The sequence below is a fragment of the Rothia sp. HMSC062F03 genome (genome assembly GCF_001836905.1).
Lineage (GTDB): Bacteria > Actinomycetota > Actinomycetes > Actinomycetales > Micrococcaceae > Rothia > Rothia mucilaginosa_A.
The window spans coordinates 18,133-34,814 of record NZ_KV830861.1; the positions used below are offsets into that span (position 1 = coordinate 18,133).

The 16,682-nt window shown below is 59.2% G+C and carries 13 protein-coding genes, 1 tRNA gene, 1 pseudogene and 1 riboswitch; of the genes and pseudogenes, 10 read left to right on the forward strand and 5 right to left on the reverse strand.

The annotated features are described in order from the left end of the window. The first annotated feature begins 80 nt into the window (after positions 1–80). Together HMPREF2674_RS00115 and HMPREF2674_RS00120 are read left to right on the forward strand one after the other, a co-directional pair. Positions 81–785: an iron-dependent transcriptional repressor DtxR gene (locus tag HMPREF2674_RS00115; protein WP_070824501.1), complete on the forward strand. Its 705-nt coding sequence runs from the start codon at positions 81–83 to the stop codon at positions 783–785. A 607-nt stretch (positions 786–1,392) separates the two neighbouring features. Next, a riboswitch (cyclic di-AMP (ydaO/yuaA leader) is annotated at positions 1,393–1,552 on the forward strand. After that, positions 1,553–2,239, forward strand: a complete 687-nt coding sequence (locus HMPREF2674_RS00120; protein WP_070824502.1) for a C40 family peptidase — start codon at positions 1,553–1,555, stop codon at positions 2,237–2,239. It abuts the riboswitch before it with no gap. Positions 2,240–2,406: 167 nt separating this feature from the next. Here the strand turns inward: HMPREF2674_RS00120 and HMPREF2674_RS00125 are convergent, their stop codons facing one another. After that, positions 2,407–3,420, reverse strand: coding sequence for a DUF4031 domain-containing protein (locus HMPREF2674_RS00125; RefSeq protein WP_070824503.1), 1,014 nt, complete (start codon positions 3,418–3,420; stop codon positions 2,407–2,409). 144 nt (positions 3,421–3,564) lie between these two features. On the opposite strand from HMPREF2674_RS00125, the gene HMPREF2674_RS00130 reads away from it, so the two are divergent. The 7 genes and pseudogenes from HMPREF2674_RS00130 to HMPREF2674_RS00150 all read left to right on the forward strand — a co-directional run bounded on the left by HMPREF2674_RS00130 (position 3,565) and on the right by HMPREF2674_RS00150 (position 12,017). Next, positions 3,565–3,637: transfer RNA gene (locus HMPREF2674_RS00130), tRNA-Arg, on the forward strand. Positions 3,638–3,797: 160 nt separating this feature from the next. Continuing rightward, positions 3,798–6,710, forward strand: a complete 2,913-nt coding sequence (locus HMPREF2674_RS00135) for a UvrD-helicase domain-containing protein (RefSeq protein WP_070824504.1) — start codon at positions 3,798–3,800, stop codon at positions 6,708–6,710. A gap of 367 nt (positions 6,711–7,077) precedes the next feature. Next, a complete protein-coding gene (gene sucC, locus HMPREF2674_RS00140) occupies positions 7,078–8,244 on the forward strand; it encodes an ADP-forming succinate--CoA ligase subunit beta (protein ID WP_049331559.1) in 1,167 nt (388 codons plus the stop codon). Between the two features lie 29 nt (positions 8,245–8,273). Further along, positions 8,274–9,191, forward strand: coding sequence for a succinate--CoA ligase subunit alpha (gene sucD, locus HMPREF2674_RS00145; protein WP_049331561.1), 918 nt, complete (start codon positions 8,274–8,276; stop codon positions 9,189–9,191). A 103-nt stretch (positions 9,192–9,294) separates the two neighbouring features. Next, positions 9,295–10,584, forward strand: coding sequence for a ComEC/Rec2 family competence protein (locus HMPREF2674_RS09195; protein ID WP_141761769.1), 1,290 nt, complete (start codon positions 9,295–9,297; stop codon positions 10,582–10,584). Next, positions 10,580–10,732, forward strand: a pseudogene (locus HMPREF2674_RS09200) (succinate--CoA ligase subunit alpha); the annotation flags it as partial. The gene HMPREF2674_RS09195 and the pseudogene HMPREF2674_RS09200, both read left to right, overlap by 5 nt. Positions 10,733–11,090: 358 nt before the next feature. Continuing rightward, positions 11,091–12,017, forward strand: coding sequence for an amino acid oxidase (locus HMPREF2674_RS00150; RefSeq protein WP_070824505.1), 927 nt, complete (start codon positions 11,091–11,093; stop codon positions 12,015–12,017). A 166-nt stretch (positions 12,018–12,183) separates the two neighbouring features. On the opposite strand, the gene HMPREF2674_RS00155 is transcribed toward HMPREF2674_RS00150, so the two are convergent. From HMPREF2674_RS00155 to HMPREF2674_RS00170, 4 genes are all read right to left on the reverse strand, one after another. Then, positions 12,184–13,338 (reverse strand): VIT1/CCC1 transporter family protein, encoded by a 1,155-nt coding sequence (locus HMPREF2674_RS00155; RefSeq protein ID WP_070824506.1) that lies wholly within the window; start codon positions 13,336–13,338, stop codon positions 12,184–12,186. Positions 13,339–13,745: 407 nt separating this feature from the next. Then, a complete protein-coding gene (locus HMPREF2674_RS00160; protein ID WP_070824507.1) occupies positions 13,746–14,249 on the reverse strand; it encodes a Dps family protein in 504 nt (167 codons plus the stop codon). 189 nt (positions 14,250–14,438) lie between these two features. After that, positions 14,439–15,101, reverse strand: a complete 663-nt coding sequence (locus HMPREF2674_RS00165) for an HAD family hydrolase (protein ID WP_070824508.1) — start codon at positions 15,099–15,101, stop codon at positions 14,439–14,441. 18 nt (positions 15,102–15,119) lie between these two features. Beyond that, positions 15,120–15,803, reverse strand: a complete 684-nt coding sequence (locus tag HMPREF2674_RS00170) for an NAD(P)-dependent oxidoreductase (RefSeq protein WP_049331571.1) — start codon at positions 15,801–15,803, stop codon at positions 15,120–15,122. Between the two features lie 270 nt (positions 15,804–16,073). Between HMPREF2674_RS00170 and HMPREF2674_RS00175 the strand changes: the two genes are divergently transcribed. Continuing rightward, positions 16,074–16,682: Clp protease N-terminal domain-containing protein (locus HMPREF2674_RS00175; RefSeq protein WP_305793682.1), on the forward strand; the 609-nt coding region annotated here is incomplete at its 3' end.

Here is a 16,682-nt window from a genome sequence, read left to right on the forward strand (position 1 = left end):
GGTACATAATGGTTTATTGAGTAAACTAACGACTTAGGCAGGGCTACCTACGCACTGTCGCGCTGATGGCTGGAGAGATAATGACTGACCTTATCGACACCACAGAGATGTACTTGCGCACTATTCTCGAACTGGAGGAAGAGGGCATCGTCCCCATGCGCGCGCGCATCGCCGAGCGTCTGGAGCACTCCGGCCCGACCGTTTCCCAGACTGTGGCCCGCATGGAGAAGCACGGACTGCTCACCGTTGAGCCTGACCGCCACCTGGAGCTGACCGACGAGGGCCGCCAGAAGGCCGTCGAGGTGATGCGCAAGCACCGCCTGGCTGAGCGTCTGCTTTCCGATATTATTGGCCTGGACCTCGAGTATGTGCACGAAGAGGCCTGCCGCTGGGAGCACGTCATGAGCGATAAGGTCGAGAAGCGCATCCTGCAGATGCTAAACGAGCCGAAGTTCTCCCCCTACGGCAACGCCATTCCCGGCCTGGAAGAGCTGGGCATTGAGAGCGAGAAGAACGACGAGCGTACCGTGCCGATGTCTCTGGCCGCTCGCGATTCGGGCCCCGAGGACCGTTTCACGATTTCCCGTTTCCCCGAGTCCATTCAGACCGACGTTGAACTGCTGAAGCTTCTGGCGGATGCGGGCATCGTCTACGGCGCCTCGGTATCGGTTGTGGCCGGCCAGAATGATGACGTGATTGTTCACGCCGACGGCGAGGACGATACCCTGTCCCTGGATATGGACGTGGCAAACGCAATTGTGGTCAAGCGCGGCGGCAACCTCTAAGCTCTCATTCTGAGAGTCTGCTAACCCAGTTCACGCTAAACGGTGGTATTGCCTTCCTTTGTGGAGGCGGTGCCACCGTTGTTGTGCACGTGTTAGGGCTGCTCGGTCTTGCGGGGAGGCTTCGGGAGGCTGAGGTGCCTAGTGGGTGGGGTATTTCAGAGTTTGGTCATGTGCGCGGGCGCGTATACTCCTCTCTCAAGGTTTTAGCAACTGCGCTCGAGTGCATTTTTCGCGTTTTTCGCTTAAATCTGAAGTTGAAACTGAGGGAAACGCCGATGTTTGAGCAATCTCTGAGAATGGACACTTAAGAGATAAGGGTCATCTTTGAGAATTTTGAACCCTGTCCTTAATGGGTGATGGCGCATTAAAAGCGAATGTGCATCCTTGTGAAGCACCTAGTCAAGGGCCTTAAGCGGTAGTTGTTGGTTCCGTTAAGAGGGAGTCAACTGCCTGGAGTACCAAGTTTTCCCCCCAGGGTGAAAGTCCAAAATTTAAGCCCGAATGAAGTGACAACTGGGAGTTTTCTGTGTATTCTCGTTTCTGTGCCCAAATCCTCATCGTAAGAGGGCACCGTCGAAGCGGTTCCGCTGAGTTCTGCCAACGCTTCGATGTACGTCTACCCAATATGGCAGAAGCGGGGGACCCAATCCCCAAGCTGGGATACGGCATCTCAATCGAGAGGCCTCGGGGCTAAGTCACTTCGGTGGCCGAGCGAATCCATGCTCGAGTCCGACAGCTCACCTCGTCAGGCAATGGAGGAATTATCAATGGTTAAGAAGATCGTACGTACCGCAGGTGCAACCCTCGCAGCAGGTGCTGTTCTGCTCGGTTCGACCGTTCCCGCGAACGCATTTGCACAGATTCCCGCTGCGGCTGATCTGTCCTACGACTACACCAACTACGAGTTCGACTACACCAGCTACAACACCCCCGCAACCACCTACGTTGCACCCCAGGCTCAGGCACAGCAGACCTACGTTGCTCCCGCAGCAGCTCCGGCACCCGCAGCTGAGACCACCTACGTAGCACCCCAGGCTGAGACCCAGCAGGCTTACGTTGCTCCCGTAGCAACCCAGGAGCAGGCTGCTCCCGCCGCTTCCTCCAACACCGGTAATGCTTCCCGTGACGCAATCGTCGCAACCGCAATGAGCGGTCTGGGCGGCTCCTACGTTTGGGGCGGCAAGACCTTCGGTGCATGGGACTGCTCCGGCTTCACCTCTTGGGTTTTCGCTCAGCACGGCATCAAGCTGACCGCTTTCACCTACGCAATGAAGAACGAGCTGCGCCCCACCTCTAACCCCCAGCCCGGCGACATCGTCTTCCAGAACGGCTACAGCCACGTTGGTATCTACCTGGGCGATGGCAAGATGATCTCCGCTCTGAACCCCACCAACGGTACCCTGGTGCACCCCACTTCCTGGATGTCCGTTGATGGCTACTACACCGCTCTCTAAGCCTTAGTGCATAAGAGCTGGGTCTAGCCCAACATACTTCGAAAAGGCGCCTACCCCGCACGGGGTGGGCGCTTTTTTGCGTGCCCATTCAGCGCGCAGAATACCGCCGAGAGCGCACGTGCACACTCGGCGGTATGCATTTTGGGGTGCTTCTCTACGGTGTGAGACTACGGGACGAGAGCCTGCAGGAGCGTCTGCGGGGCCTGTTCCCACTCGGCGAGTTCCCCACACAGATTGGCCCGTGCGGGCTCCTCCCAAAGTTCGCGGGCTCGCTCGGAGAGAAAGATGCGCTCGCGCTCTAGGACGGAGTGCAGGAAGCTCGTGCGGCCGGTGCGGAACACCTCATCATCGAAGTGGGAGTACTCGCTACGCACCCCGCGCAGGTAGCGGCGGTAGCGTGCCGGTTCGGCCGCCAGGATGGCCATGTCGGCGTCAAGGAAGAACTCAATATCTGCCGGATTGTAGCCCGCCGGTAGTTCGGTGGACTCGGGCAGCTCGTGGGCTGCCGTGGCGCGAACCAGAAGGCGCACCAGCTGTAGCTCCTCTTCGCCCAGCAGACCAGCGACGACCAGCGGCTCCAGGGAGGCGCTCGCCAGCTGCTCGCTGCGGCGCTCATCCTCACCTGGCGCGCCCTCGTAAACCGCGTCGTGGAACCACGCCGCCAGAACCAGCGGCAGGGGAGTAGAACCCTGCGTGCGGTGTGCGTAGAGACGGTCCAGATCGGTGAGCATCTGCGAAAGGTGCCCGCTGTGGTGGTAGGCGCGGTGCGGCTGTTCCCACGCCTGTATCAGGTGCTCGCCCAACTCAGCCACTTGCGTTACGAGCCGGGCCCGCGACTCGGCGGACGCATCCGCACGCTCGAGGCGGGGCGCAAACGCCGCCTCCCAGGTGCGAAGCAGGCGCGGGCGGATCTTCTCGGGGCGTTCCTTTAGGGGGATGCGCAGGCCGCTCGCAATGAGCGTACGGGTCAGCTGTGCGCCGCTGAGCTCAATCGCGCCCGCCTGCACCAGCTCCTCGTAGCGGTGCGCCGGTACATCGTAGTGGTCGCGGTCGAAGGCACGCTCGCTAATGCCCGCCGCCGCAGCGAACTCGTGCAGTTCCGCCAGGGATGCATCGGAGATGAGGTGCGAGAAAACGGTGCCGTGCGCGGGCCAGACGGGTGGGTCAATGTAGATGCTCATTCGTACATTGTAGGAGCGGTTCTGCCGCCGGGTGCGGGTGTCTTCGGGCGGTGAACGCAGAGTGGAGGCGAATCGCGCAGGCCGCAGAGGTTTCTGAACACCGTGCCGACCCGCGACGCGCGGTGCTTTATACTGGATAGGTACGCCCTCGTAGCTCAGGGGATAGAGCACTTCTCTCCTAAAGAAGGTGTCGGACGTTCGAATCGTCTCGGGGGCACACATATGACAGAACCGCCCGTCGCTTGCATTAGCAGGCGCGGGCGGTTTCTCGTCTCCGAGTGAACGAGGGGCGGCCGGGCGACCAAGCGGGTGGGAGCGGGGGAGTAAATGCGGTAGCATGGAATATCGAACGTGTATTCTAGGCAGCGAGGTAGACGATGAGCGATAAGCCCGAACAGCAGAAGCAGTCTTTCACCGAACAGGACGGCCTGTTCGCCGCCGAACTCGTCACCCCCGCAGCACCGGCGGACGAGCCGCCCTTCGACCCGTACTACGACGTACCCCCTGCCGAAGACGACTACTACGCCCCTCCCATGGACGCCGCAGTGATGGACGCTCCGGTGATGGAGGCGCCCGCACAGGATGTACCCGCCGCCCTGCCTACCGGCATGCCCGCCTACGGTGCCCCTGCTACCAGCGCGCCCGTTCCTGAACCCGGCGCGCCCGCAGCCTTCGCCGCCGACCCGCTCGGCGACTTCATGCCGCCCGCCTACCGAGTCGGCGGCTACGGCGAGGACTTCGACCCCGCCGATCCCTACGGCGAACGCACCTACAGCCTCAACGCGGTGGACCCCTCCTCCCTCACCGCCGGGCTCAACGACCGCCAGGAGGAGGCCGTACTGCACTCCGGTTCACCCCTGCTCATTGTCGCGGGCGCCGGCTCCGGCAAGACTCGCGTGCTCACCCACCGCATCGCCTACTTGCTCGCAACCCGCCGCGCGACCCCCGGCCAGATTCTCGCCATTACCTTCACCAACAAGGCCGCAGCCGAGATGCGTGAACGTATCGAGGCGCTGGTTGGCCCGCGCGCCAAGCACATGTGGATTTCGACCTTCCACAGCTTCTGCGTGCGCGTGCTGCGCCGTGAGGCCGCCGCCCTGGGTCTGAAGTCCACCTTCACGATCTACGATTCAACTGACTCGCAGCGCCTGCTGAGCCTCATCATTAAAGAGCTCAACCTGGACACCAAGAAGTTCACCGCCAAGGCCGTGGGCAACCGCATTTCAGCGCTGAAGAACGAGCTGGTCAGCGCCGAGGCGTTCGCATCCCGCGTGGCCTCCGATAACCCCTACGAGAAGACCGTCTCGCAGATTTACACCGTCTACACGCAGCGTCTGCGCGCCGCCAACTCCCTCGACTTTGACGATCTGATTGGCCGCACCGTCTTCCTGCTGAAGAAGTTCCCCGAAATCGCGAACTACTACCGCCGCAAGTTCCGCCACATCCTCGTGGACGAGTACCAGGACACCAACCACGCCCAGTACCAGCTGGTGCGTGAACTGGTCGGCGCCCACGCGAAGGCGCCGGCTGACCGCGGCCCCTACCCGGACGCCGTGCCCCCTGCCGAGCTGACCGTCGTGGGTGACTCCGACCAGTCCATCTACGCCTTCCGCGGCGCGGACATCCGCAATATTACGGACTTCGAGAAGGACTACCCGAACGCCCACACGATCCTGTTGGAGCAGAACTACCGCTCCACACAGAACATCCTTTCGGCGGCGAACGCGGTCATCGAACGCAACCCCGACCGTCGCCCCAAGAAGCTGTGGACCGCCTCCGGCGTGGGCGCGAAGATTATCGGTTACGTCGCCGAATCCGAGCACGCCGAGGCACGCTTCATCACCCGTGAAATTGACCGCCTTGCCGATGAGCACGGCGTGCAGCCCGGTGACGTTGCAATCTTCTACCGCACCAATGCGCAGTCCCGAACCCTCGAGGACATGCTCATGCGCGCCGGCCTGCCCTACCGCGTAGTCGGCGGTACCCGCTTCTACGAGCGTAAGGAAATCAAGGACGCCCTGGCGTACCTGCGCGCCCTGAGCAACCCCGATGACGACGTGAACGTGCGCCGTATTCTGAACGAGCCCAAGCGCGGTATCGGTGCCAAGTCTGAGTCCGTGGTGGCGGAGTACGCGACCGCACACCGCATCTCGTTCTTTGCGGCGGCTCGTCAGGCCGCCGATGTTCCGGGTCTGGGTGCCGCCGCGGTCAAGAAGTACGCTGAGTTCGTGCGCCTCATGGATGACCTGGCGCAAATTGCCCGCACCGAACCGGCCGCAACCTGCCTGGAGGCGGTCCTGGAGCAGACCGGGTACCTGGCGGCTCTGCGCGCCTCCAAGGACATTCAGGACGAATCGCGCGTGGAAAACCTCTCCGAGCTGCTTGACGCCATGGTCGAGTTCGAGACCGAGAACCCCGGCGCCGACCTGGAGCAGTTCCTCGAGCACGTGGCCCTGGTTGCCGACGCCGACTCGATTCCAAACCGCCCCGCCAGCGCGGAGGGTGAGAGTGCATCCGCTGCGCAGATTGCCGCCGAGGCGGCCGAGGCGAAGGCCCAGGGCATGGTTACCCTCATGACCCTGCACACCGCCAAGGGCCTGGAGTTCCCCGTGGTGTTCCTGACCGGCATGGAGCACGGCCTGTTCCCACACCAGCGCGCCCTGACCGACGAGAAGGAGATGAGCGAGGAGCGCCGCCTGGCGTACGTGGGTCTGACCCGCGCCATGGAGCGCCTGTACCTGACCCGCTCGGAGACCCGCACGATGTGGGGTAAGAGCCAGTTCAACCCGCCCTCGCCCTTCCTAGAGGAGATCCCGGAGGAGCTCATCGAGTGGAAGCGCACCGCGGGCTTCTCTGGCTTCGGCGCCTCCGGCATGGGGGCCTACGGCGCTCGCGGCGGCGGTTCTTACGGCAGTGGCTCCTACGGTAGCTCCTACGGTGTTGGCTACTCGGGCGGTTACAGTTCCGGTGGCTCGCGCGGCTCATACGATCCCTACGAGTCCCGCCCTGTGCGCCGCTCCGAGCCGTCCACCGCGGATATTAACGGTTCGGCGAGCTACGGGCTGGCGGCGGCTACCGCCTCCTCTAAGGTGACGAACCGTTCCCGCGTGCACCAGAGTAAGGAAATCCCGACCCTGGCGGTTGGCGATACCGTGCGCCACACCAAGTTCGGCGAGGGTCGCGTGCTCGCAGTTGAGGGTAGCGGCGATAAGACCGTGGCGAAGGTGCGCTTCGGTTCAGAGGAGAAGCGCCTGCTGTTGCGTTACGCGCCGCTGGAGAAGGTCTCCTAACGCTGCCCGGTGATAAACGTGGAGGGGCGGGCATCCGATGGTGTCCGCCCCTGCCTTGCGCGCTCCCTTGCGCGCGCTTTAGGTGCAGGGCTCCTAAACCTTTTCCCGGCATGCGATACGCGGTGATATCCACCCCGCAATATCTGTGACCTAAGTCGCTAAAATCCCGTATTTCGGGCTCCGTGAGTGCGAGCTCACGCCGAATCCGATAGAGTAGAAACGAGAGAAATTCCCCGCGTCAATGATGCGCGTGCGCCGGGTGCGAGAGACCCCTATCGCACCGTAGCGGGCACATGGGGAATACTCCTCTAATGACCAGGCCGAGCGTACACCGCGCTCGGCACCACTTCGAAGAAGAAGGACACCTGTGGACCTTTTCGAATACCAGGCGCGCGAGCTCTTCGCCAAGCACGGCGTTCCCGTGCTCAAGGGCATTGTTGCGACCACCCCTGAAGAAGCAAAGGCAGCAGCTGAGGAAATTGGCGGCCTGACCGTCATCAAGGCTCAGGTTAAGACCGGCGGCCGCGGTAAGGCCGGCGGCGTGAAGCTCGCAAAGTCCCCCGAAGAGGCTTACGAGCACGCTAAGGCAATTCTCGGCATGGACATCAAGGGCCACACCGTTCACCGCGTGCTGGTCGCCGACGGCGCAGACATCGCTGAAGAGTACTACTTCTCCCTCCTGCTGGACCGTGCAAACCGCTCCTACCTGGCAATGTGCTCGGTTGAAGGCGGTATGGAAATTGAGCAGCTGGCAGCTGAGCGTCCCGAGGCGCTGGCCAAGGTTGAGGTTGACCCGCTGGTCGGCCTGGACCAGGCTAAGGCCGAGGAGATTGTGAAGGCAGCAGGCTTCTCCGCAGAACTGCAGGAGAAGGTTGTTCCCGTTCTCGTCAAGCTGGGTGAGGTCTTCAGCAAGGAAGACGCAACCCTGGTTGAGGTTAACCCCCTCGTTCTGACCCCCGAGGGCACCATCCTGGCCCTGGACGGCAAGGTCTCCCTGGACGACAACGCAGAATTCCGCCAGCCCGAGCACGAGGCTCTCGTGGACAAGTCCGCTGAGAACCCGCTGGAAGCTAAGGCAAAGCAGTTCGACCTGAACTACGTGAAGCTGGACGGCGAGGTCGGCATCGTTGGTAACGGTGCAGGTCTGGTTATGTCCACCCTGGACGTCGTTGCATACGCTGGTGAGAACCACGGCAACGTCAAGCCCGCTAACTTCCTTGATATTGGTGGCGGCGCGTCCGCCGAGGTTATGGCTGCCGGCCTGGAAATCATTCTGGGCGACGAGCAGGTCAAGAGCGTTTTCGTGAACGTCTTCGGCGGCATCACCGCATGTGACGCAGTGGCAGACGGCATTGTGAAGGCTCTGGAGATTCTGGGCGACGCAGCAACCAAGCCCCTGGTTGTGCGCCTGGACGGCAACAACGTTGCTGAGGGTCGCCGCATCCTCTCCGAGGCGAACCACCCGCTGGTTGTTCTGGCTGAGACCATGGACTCCGGCGCTGACAAGGCAGCAGAGCTCGCTCACAAGGCGTAATCGCCAGCAAAGGATTTCAAGGAAGTAATATGTCTATCTTTGTGAACAAGGACTCCAAGGTCATCGTTCAGGGCATCACCGGTGGCGAGGGTACCAAGCACACCGCACGCATGCTCGCAGCAGGCACCAACATTGTGGGCGGCGTGAACGCCCGCAAGGCCGGCACTACCGTCACCCACAAGGCAAAGGACGGCTCGGACATCGAGCTGACCGTGTTCGGTACCGTGGCTGAGGCCATGGAGAAGACCGGTGCGAACGTCTCCATCGTGTTCGTTCCCCCGGCCTTCACCAAGGCAGCAGTGCTCGAGGCTATCGAGGCTAAGATTGGCCTCGTCGTCGTCATCACCGAGGGCGTTCCGGTTCAGGACTCCGCAGAGTTCTGGGCGGCTGCTAAGGCATCCGTGGACGAGAACGGCAAGCAGATCACCCGCATCATCGGCCCCAACTGCCCCGGCATCATCTCCCCCGAGGAGTGCCTGGTCGGCATTATCCCGGCGAACATCACCGGCAAGGGCAAGATCGGTCTGGTCTCCAAGTCCGGTACCCTGACCTACCAGCTGATGTACGAGCTCTCCGACATCGGTTTCACCACCGCTATCGGTATTGGTGGCGACCCCATCATCGGCACCACCCACATCGACGCTCTGGAAGCTTTCGAAGCTGACCCCGAGACCGAAGCAATCGTCATGATTGGTGAGATCGGTGGTGACGCTGAGGAGCGTGCTGCAGAGTACATCAAGGCAAACGTGACCAAGCCCGTCGTTGGTTACATTGCGGGCTTCACCGCTCCCGAGGGTAAGACCATGGGCCACGCGGGCGCTATTGTCTCCGGTTCCTCCGGTACCGCTCAGGCGAAGAAGGAAGCTCTGGAAGCAGCAGGCGTGAAGGTCGGTAAGACCCCCTCCGAGGCTGCAAACCTGATGCGCGAAATCTTCGCAGCGAAGTAGTTATAGCCTAGCTATATAAATGACCCCGGTAGATAAACATTCGATGTTTGTTTGCCGGGGTTATTTTATTCTCTATTAGCTTTTAGATATAAGGAGTGCAGGAATGAAAATTAGTGTAGAACGTTATCATTACCCGATTGGTCAAGGTACTTTTAGTGCCCAGATTATTAGAGGGTTGGGGGATTCAAAATATGTGTGTGTTTATGATTGTGGATCGGTTAGTGGTGCGGATGGGATTCCTGTATATGTAGATGGTTTATGTAAAAAATTGAATCCCAATAGCAAAGATAAGGCGAAAATTGATTTACTGGTCATTTCTCATCTTGATAGGGATCATGTAAATGGCGTATCAAAATTAATAGAATCATTTGACGTCAAGAAAATTGTAATTCCATATATGAGTAAAATTGAAAAGATAATGCTTGCATTGGATTCTCCTAGTGGCCGCAGGATGCTGGAAGGACGAGATCCTCTGACCCCCCGTTCTTCTCTTGTAAATGCAATTAATCGCGCAGGGGATTATGATATACAGTTCCTAGAAGAAGAATTGGGGGATGTAGAGATTGTCGAGTCCTCAAGAGATATATCTACTGAATATTTTGATATAAATAAAGATACATCTAAAGTGAAACGCTGGCCCTACAAATTGTGGGAGTTTCTTCATTTCTCTTTATATGCTGGTGAAGAAGAATCTGTTAAAGATGGGTTCGTTGAGGAATTTAAAAATTCCTACAGGGTAGAATTTGGTAGGAATTGTAAAGATTTGAATAAAATGACCGCTAGTGATCTAAGTAATGACTGGATTAAACTTAAGAAAGTATATGCAAAGACTTGTGAACGTATGAAGGAGGCACATGGAGTTAATTGCAAAGATATATTCAATTCCTCCTCGGTTATCCTCTATAGTGGTCCTGCTGATAATCTTACAGGCTCCGGTGAAAATTATTGTCGTGTGCATCGTGTAAGTAAAGGGCGGCAAATTATTGTAGATTACAAGAATTTAGATGAACATTATCGAGAGAGTTTTTACTATCGCATTGAGAATGATAATTCAAAATATATTGGGGGTTGGTTAGGGACAGGTGATGCCCGGCTAAAGGACCCTCTAAACATTGATGAACTTAGAGTTAATCTGGGGCAGGAAAGGATAAATCGTATACGGGTTTTAACAGTCCCTCATCATGGCTCAGAAAATAACTCGAATGACAAATTTTATAATATTTTTTCTCGAACTAGGGTGGAATGTGTAGTGCATTCGGATCCAGGGTATACGTTTCATCATCCTCATACTGAAATTGAGGAATTGATAGCCAAGAAAGGTCTTGTTGAGGTACCTGTGACTAAGGAACCTGAGTCTTGTTATAAGGAACGTCTTCTATATCGATATTGGTAGGAACGTGGGTCACGCAGGCGCTATTGTCTCCGGTTCCTCCGGTACTGCTCAGGCGAAGAAGGAAGCTCTGGAAGCAGCAGGCGTGAAGGTCGGTAAGACCCCCTCCGAGGCTGCAAACCTGATGCGCGAAATCTTCGCAGCGAAGTAAACAGCATATAAATGCGGCAGAAGCCGGTAGTCCATGAGGCTACCGGCATCTGTGCTTTAACCGGGAACTCAACCGGGACAGCTCGCTGGAAAATACTGGAGGCGCTGGGGATGCGCCGGGGAAAAGAGGCGGGGTAGAGCCGCTCCAGCTGTCGAATAGCGCTGGGATTTGAGGGCGCTTTTGAGATGTTTGAACCAGAGCGGTAGAACTTGCGACAGAAAGTAAGCTTGTGCACACAGTGCCACAAAAAGATGTAAGTACGACCATAACCTTTGTATACTTGAGGACATCGAGCCTAGTCAGAATCATTCTTGACGGCTCCAAGAAACACCACCACTCACAGGAGATCACTACACTCATGACTCAACCCATCTCTCGCCGCACCATCGCCAAGGCAGGCGTCTGGTCTGCACCCGTCGTCACAGCCTCCGCAGCAGTGCCCGCCTACGCAGCATCCAAGGAAACCCCCGGTGTGCAGTACGGCGTGTACGTCAGCGTGCAGAACAACGGCGGCTACGTCGGCTACGCATCCTCCAACAACACCGGCACCATCAACCCGGCAAGCCCCGAGGTGCACTTCACCGCCTCCGGCACCCCCGACTCCGACATCAACTGGGACGACGCAACCTCCAAGCCCAAGAGTGCAACCTACGTCAACGGCGAAGGTAAGTTCACCCCCGTCACCAACTCCCAGACCGGCGCAAACGGCGCCTACATGTCCTCCAGCGGCTTCTGGTGGTCCGTACCGACCAAGGACACCGCAACCGGCACCGGCTACATCCCCGGCAGCAGCGTCACCCTCGCAGCGGGTGCGACCTTCGTGACCGAGGTTGAGTACACCGTCGCCGCCAGCGCCCAGTCGCTCCTTAAGTTCGGTAAGATCAACGGCCAGGCATGGGCCCCCTCCGGTCGCAAGCTGACCGGTAAGACCACCGAACTGGTAGCCTCCGCAGGCCAGGCAAAGTACCTGTCCGTGGCACAGACCGCCGGCACCTGGACCGCAGAAGTACCGACCGTCACCAAAAACTCTGACGGCACCTACACCTTCAAGGGTCGTATCGTCTACACCACCAGCAAGGCGTACACCATGAAGCAGTCCGGCACCAAGTACTACAGCCAGACTAACTTCATGCCGGCGCAGCTGCGCTTCCCGGCAAACGACGGCTGGGTTTCGTACAAGCAGACCTCCAGCGTGCAGGTCGCTAACCTGACCTACTCCGGCAACGGCGCGAGCGGTTCGGAGAGCGTTTCCGGTCAGGCCACCACCGCGGAGATTCACCCGTAATAGATCAACCCCTCATACGGGCTAAGAGCATATAGAAAACCCCCGGCGGATACACTGAATGTATCCACCGGGGGATTTCTGCATCTGTATAGTTCTCAAATGCTTGAAAACGAATTCCAGAGCGGCTATATACACTTGTTGAGAGCTTATTGGGGGGGTGTTGCAACTAGCCGACCGTCGTGCCGAACGCCAGACCCAGCAGATAGGTCACGAACGCAGCGCCAAAGCCAATCAGAATCTGGCGAATACCGCGCTTGAGCGGGGAAGCACCCGAAAGCAGGCCCACCACGCCGCCGGTGAAGCCCAGCGCCGCACCCACGAACAGCAGAGACAGCACCATCGCGAACACACCCGACAAGCCAAAGATATAGGGCAGAATCGGAACCAGCGCACCCGAAGCAAAGAACGCGAACGACGCAGCGGCGGCACCAATATCGGTACCCAAAGCCACATTCTCCTCACGATCCTCATCCTCGCGGTGAGACAGCGACGGATCGCAGTCACAATCCAAGTAGCCGAAACGCTCCATCGCACGGTGATGCGCCGCTTCCGGCTCCATGCCGCGGGCGCGGTAAATGAGCTCCAGCTCGTTCGAGTCCAAATCCAAATCGTGCGCAACACGCAGGGTCACCTGGGTCGGCTGGGAGGCATCCAGCAGCTCGCGCTGAGAACGCACAGATACAAACTCACCCGCAGCCATCGACAGTGCACCCGCCAGCAGACCCGCAATACCCGAGAGCAGGACCATTGAGCTGGATGCGCCCGAGGCAGTAATACCCATAGTCAACGCCAGGTTCGACACCAAACCGTCGTTAGCGCCAAAGACCGCCGCACGGAAATTACCCGAAAGCTTCTCCCTGCCACTGGTCGCCAGGGCACGGATAATTTCCTCGTGAATCGCCTCATCAGCCGCCATTTCCTCGGTGGCGTCCGGATCCTCAGCGTAGGGGGAGCGGGACTCGGCGCGCTGAGCCATCGCCAGAATGAACACCGAACCGAAGTTCTTCGCCAAGAACTGCAGGAGTAGGGACTGCATGGACGGGCGCACGTGAACATCCGCGTGTTCACCGAGCATGTCACGCCAATGCTGCTGGTGACGCTTCTCCGCCTCCGCCACCTGCAGCAGAATTTCGCGGTCGGTACCCTCGGCACGCTTCGCCAGGTAGCGATAGATGCGCGCCTCGGATTCCTCGTCGGCCAGGTAACGGCGCCAACGCTTAATCTGCGCCGGGGTCGGGTCGGTAACTGCCCGGTGGCGTGCCGGCTCGTTCTGGAGCATCTCGGTTTCAGTGCCGTGCTCATAGGGTGCGTGCGTACTCATAAATCCCTTCCGCATGATGCGGTGCGTGCGGGGTATCTGGCCCCGCATACGTTGATAATGCGTTCAAATCTGTGTTGACCAGTGAACCACTGTAAAGCACTTGGAATCGGAAATCTAGGACGGCTCCACCGGGTGTTGAACTTCGCCGTAACGTACTTTTAGGTGCCCCTGTATCAAGGAATCTGCCCAAGTCGAGGCGCCGGAGCAGCACCTTGAGAGACTTCGAGGGAGAGGGGGGGCAGTGGCGCGGGTACGCAAACGGGCGGGCGTCCCCACATGGTGCGTGGGGACGCCCGCCCGAAGGTAAGCATCTACACCCCGGATAGCGGGCCGGGGCGCCCAATCAGCCGGTAGCGGCCGGAATGAATCTGGCGATGACCGGCTGATTGGCTTGAATTGGTTAGGATTTACTCGGAAATCTCGCCTGCGCTGTTCTCGAGGAATGCGCGGATGAACCACTGGAACTTCTCCAGCTCGGCGATCTGGCCAATCAGTAGGTCCTCGGTGATGGGGTCGGTCTCGCCAGCGAAGGCCCGTGCCTTGCGGTGAGCCTCAATCACGCGGGTGTACACGTCGTTCAGGGCATGCAGGTGGTCGGCAACGCGTGCACGATTAACGGGGTAGTCCTCAACGGTGCGCTGTGCGACCAGGGCACCAGCCAGGCCGTTGGGGGTTGCACCCAGGGTGGCCATACGCTCTGCGATGGCGTCGACGAACTCGCGAACGGTGTCGACCTGGGGGTCAATCATTTCGTGAACTGCGATGAAGCCGGGGCCGGTCACGTTCCAGTGAGCGTGCTTCAGAATCAGGTGCAGGTCGTTCAGGTCGTGCAGGCGAGCCTGGAGGACGTTGGAGAGTTCCTTACCGGTCTCGAGGGTCAGGCCGGGAGCGGTGTACTTTGCGAATGCCATAGCGTTCTCCTTTGGGATGTTGCGTTGTGCTGTTGCGGTTCGTTTCGGCCCGTGGTGGGTTGCTTTGGTGGTCACTGCCGCCCGGGTCGAATCGTCACTATCGAGTTAATCACTCGGTGGGCCCAATGTCAATCACTATTATGAGTAACTCGTAATAAATCGTCATGGGGTGGGTCGGCTGCAAACTGTCTAACGGTCCGCCAGGGCGCGAACCGCCTCCAGATTCAGCTCCTCGTGGTTCATGCGCACGGTACCCAGCTCCGCCGGAACCTCCAGCTCACCCGGCACCACAATCACGCGCATACCCGCCGCGGTTGCACTGCGCACACCCGAGGGGGAGTCCTCAATCGCCACGCACTGAGTCGGATCAACACCCAGACGCTCCGCGGCCAGCAGATAGGGCTGCGGGTTGGGTTTGGGGTGGGTGGTCTCGTCGTTACCAATAATGGCCGAGAAAGTACCCTCGGGGGCGGCGTTGGCAGTGCGGCGTGCAATGGAAGTGGTCGCATTTGTAACGATGGCTGCGGGGATGTGCGCGTCGCGGACCTCGCGCAGGAAAGGTTCGATGCCGTGCAGAAATTCAACCTCGCAATGCGAGAGGGCCTCACGTACCTTGTCCACGAGCAAATCGTTAATCTGCTCGTCGGGCAGGTTTACGCCGCGCTCACGCAGGCGATCCAGGGTGAACTGCATGGATAGGCCCAGGCAATCGAGGGTGTCCTGTTCGGTCCAGGTGCCACCAAATTCTGCGGTGAGAGCAACCTTGGCGGCGGCCCATACGGGTTCGGTATCGACGAGAGTTCCGTCGTGGTCGAAGAGAATGGCGGCGGGGAAGGTGTTCGTAGTCGTCATGTCATTAAGCCTACCGGTTTATTTCTGAGGCGAGCGTAGGACAGCGTCCCCAGTCGTCACCAGAAAATCTGTGCCCGCATTCTGGGGGTTCTTGGCGATAGTGAGTAGCGCATCGGCGACGTCTTCACGGGCAATCGTGGGGATACCCGGAGTTCGCTCGACGCTCGCCATATCAAATACCTTCACTCCGCCCTTACCGGGCTTATCGGTTAGTCTGCCCGGATGAGCACGCGAAATATACGGCTGATACTCGGCAACCAGGGCGTCCGCCTTAACCTTGTCGGTGAAAATGCCGCGCATGATGGCCTTGCATACCAGGCGCATGGGCAGGGACGCGGTCCGTACCGTATCGCCCACACCGTAGGCGCTCATCAGAACGCAATGCTTCACGCCTGCGCCCGTGACCGCCTCCATGATGAGGGGCAGGCGCTCCTGCATGAACGTGGAGGAGAGAAACTCTCGTACCGTGGTTTTCTGGCCCAGGATGCTGACCATGACGTCCTGCCCTGCGGAGGCTGCGGTGAGCCGCTCGGTATCGTTGAGGTCGCCGGGAGTAATCGTGAGGTTCGGGTGGGTTCCCAAAAGTGTTAGCGCCTTATCGGGATTGCGTACGTAGGCGGTGACCGAGTGCCCCTCCTCGAGGGCTTTGTGGATGAAGAGGCGGCCGGTGCGGCCGGTTGCGCCGAGAACCAGTATTTTCATGTGGGGTCCCCAATCTTTAGCTGTTATGGGAACCTATAAGCGCCCAATCCGGTCAGTATAGCAATGCGGCTTCGACTGGGGGTTTTGGTGGGGGCTTTGACAGAGAGTTTTGGTGGGGGCTTTTGCTTGGGGGTCAGGGGTATGGGGCGGGGTGAAAAATACGAAAAAATTTTTTGCAAGAGGGTTGCGAAACATAGTTGAGCGGAGTAGACTCAAGTTATGTAATGCAGGGACACATAGGATAAACCCCTCGAAATACGAAAGGACACCATGGATATTAAGTTCACGACCAAGAGTCAAGAAGTTATCTCCGCCGCTAACACCAATGCGCAAACGGCGGGTAACCCCACTATTGAAACCGCGCACATCCTCAAGGCCCTCATGGACCAGCGCGAAGGCATCGCAGTCTCCGTGCTCAAGGCAGCAGGCCTGGATGTAGACGCCATCTCCGAGGCTGCTTCCGCAGAAATCAAGAAGCTGCCCAAGGCATCTGGCTCCTCCGTGCAGAACGCCTCCTTTAGCCGTTCCGCACTTTCCGCCCTGCAGGCTGCGCAGACCCGCGCACAGGGCTTCGGGGACACCTACGTCTCCACCGAAATGATTCTGCTGGGCATCGCCAGCGGAACCGATAGCACCGCTGAAGCAATGCACAAGCTCGGCGCTACCGCAGACCTCATCGCACAGACCATCCCCAACGTCCGAGGAGACCGCACCGTGGATACCCCCGACCCCGAAGGCACCTTCCAGGCGCTCGAAAAGTACGGCACCGACCTGACCGCCATTGCCCGCGCCGGCAAGCTCGACCCGGTCATCGGCCGTGATTCCGAGATTCGCCGCGTCGTGCAGGTGCTCTCCCGCCGCACCAAGAACAACCCCGTG

What these genes read in the sequence shown, in the direction of transcription:
- HMPREF2674_RS00115 (WP_070824501.1), top strand. Translation starts at nt 81, where the DNA reads ATGACTGACCTTATCGACACCACAGAGATGTACTTGCGCACTATTCTC.
- HMPREF2674_RS00120 (WP_070824502.1), top strand. Translation starts at nt 1,553, where the DNA reads ATGGTTAAGAAGATCGTACGTACCGCAGGTGCAACCCTCGCAGCAGGT.
- HMPREF2674_RS00125 (WP_070824503.1), bottom strand. Translation starts at nt 3,420, where the DNA reads ATGAGCATCTACATTGACCCACCCGTCTGGCCCGCGCACGGCACCGTT.
- HMPREF2674_RS00135 (WP_070824504.1), top strand. Translation starts at nt 3,798, where the DNA reads ATGAGCGATAAGCCCGAACAGCAGAAGCAGTCTTTCACCGAACAGGAC.
- sucD (WP_049331561.1), top strand. Translation starts at nt 8,274, where the DNA reads ATGTCTATCTTTGTGAACAAGGACTCCAAGGTCATCGTTCAGGGCATC.
- HMPREF2674_RS09195 (WP_141761769.1), top strand. Translation starts at nt 9,295, where the DNA reads ATGAAAATTAGTGTAGAACGTTATCATTACCCGATTGGTCAAGGTACT.
- HMPREF2674_RS00150 (WP_070824505.1), top strand. Translation starts at nt 11,091, where the DNA reads ATGACTCAACCCATCTCTCGCCGCACCATCGCCAAGGCAGGCGTCTGG.
- HMPREF2674_RS00155 (WP_070824506.1), bottom strand. Translation starts at nt 13,338, where the DNA reads ATGAGTACGCACGCACCCTATGAGCACGGCACTGAAACCGAGATGCTC.
- HMPREF2674_RS00160 (WP_070824507.1), bottom strand. Translation starts at nt 14,249, where the DNA reads ATGGCATTCGCAAAGTACACCGCTCCCGGCCTGACCCTCGAGACCGGT.
- HMPREF2674_RS00165 (WP_070824508.1), bottom strand. Translation starts at nt 15,101, where the DNA reads ATGACGACTACGAACACCTTCCCCGCCGCCATTCTCTTCGACCACGAC.
- HMPREF2674_RS00170 (WP_049331571.1), bottom strand. Translation starts at nt 15,803, where the DNA reads ATGAAAATACTGGTTCTCGGCGCAACCGGCCGCACCGGCCGCCTCTTC.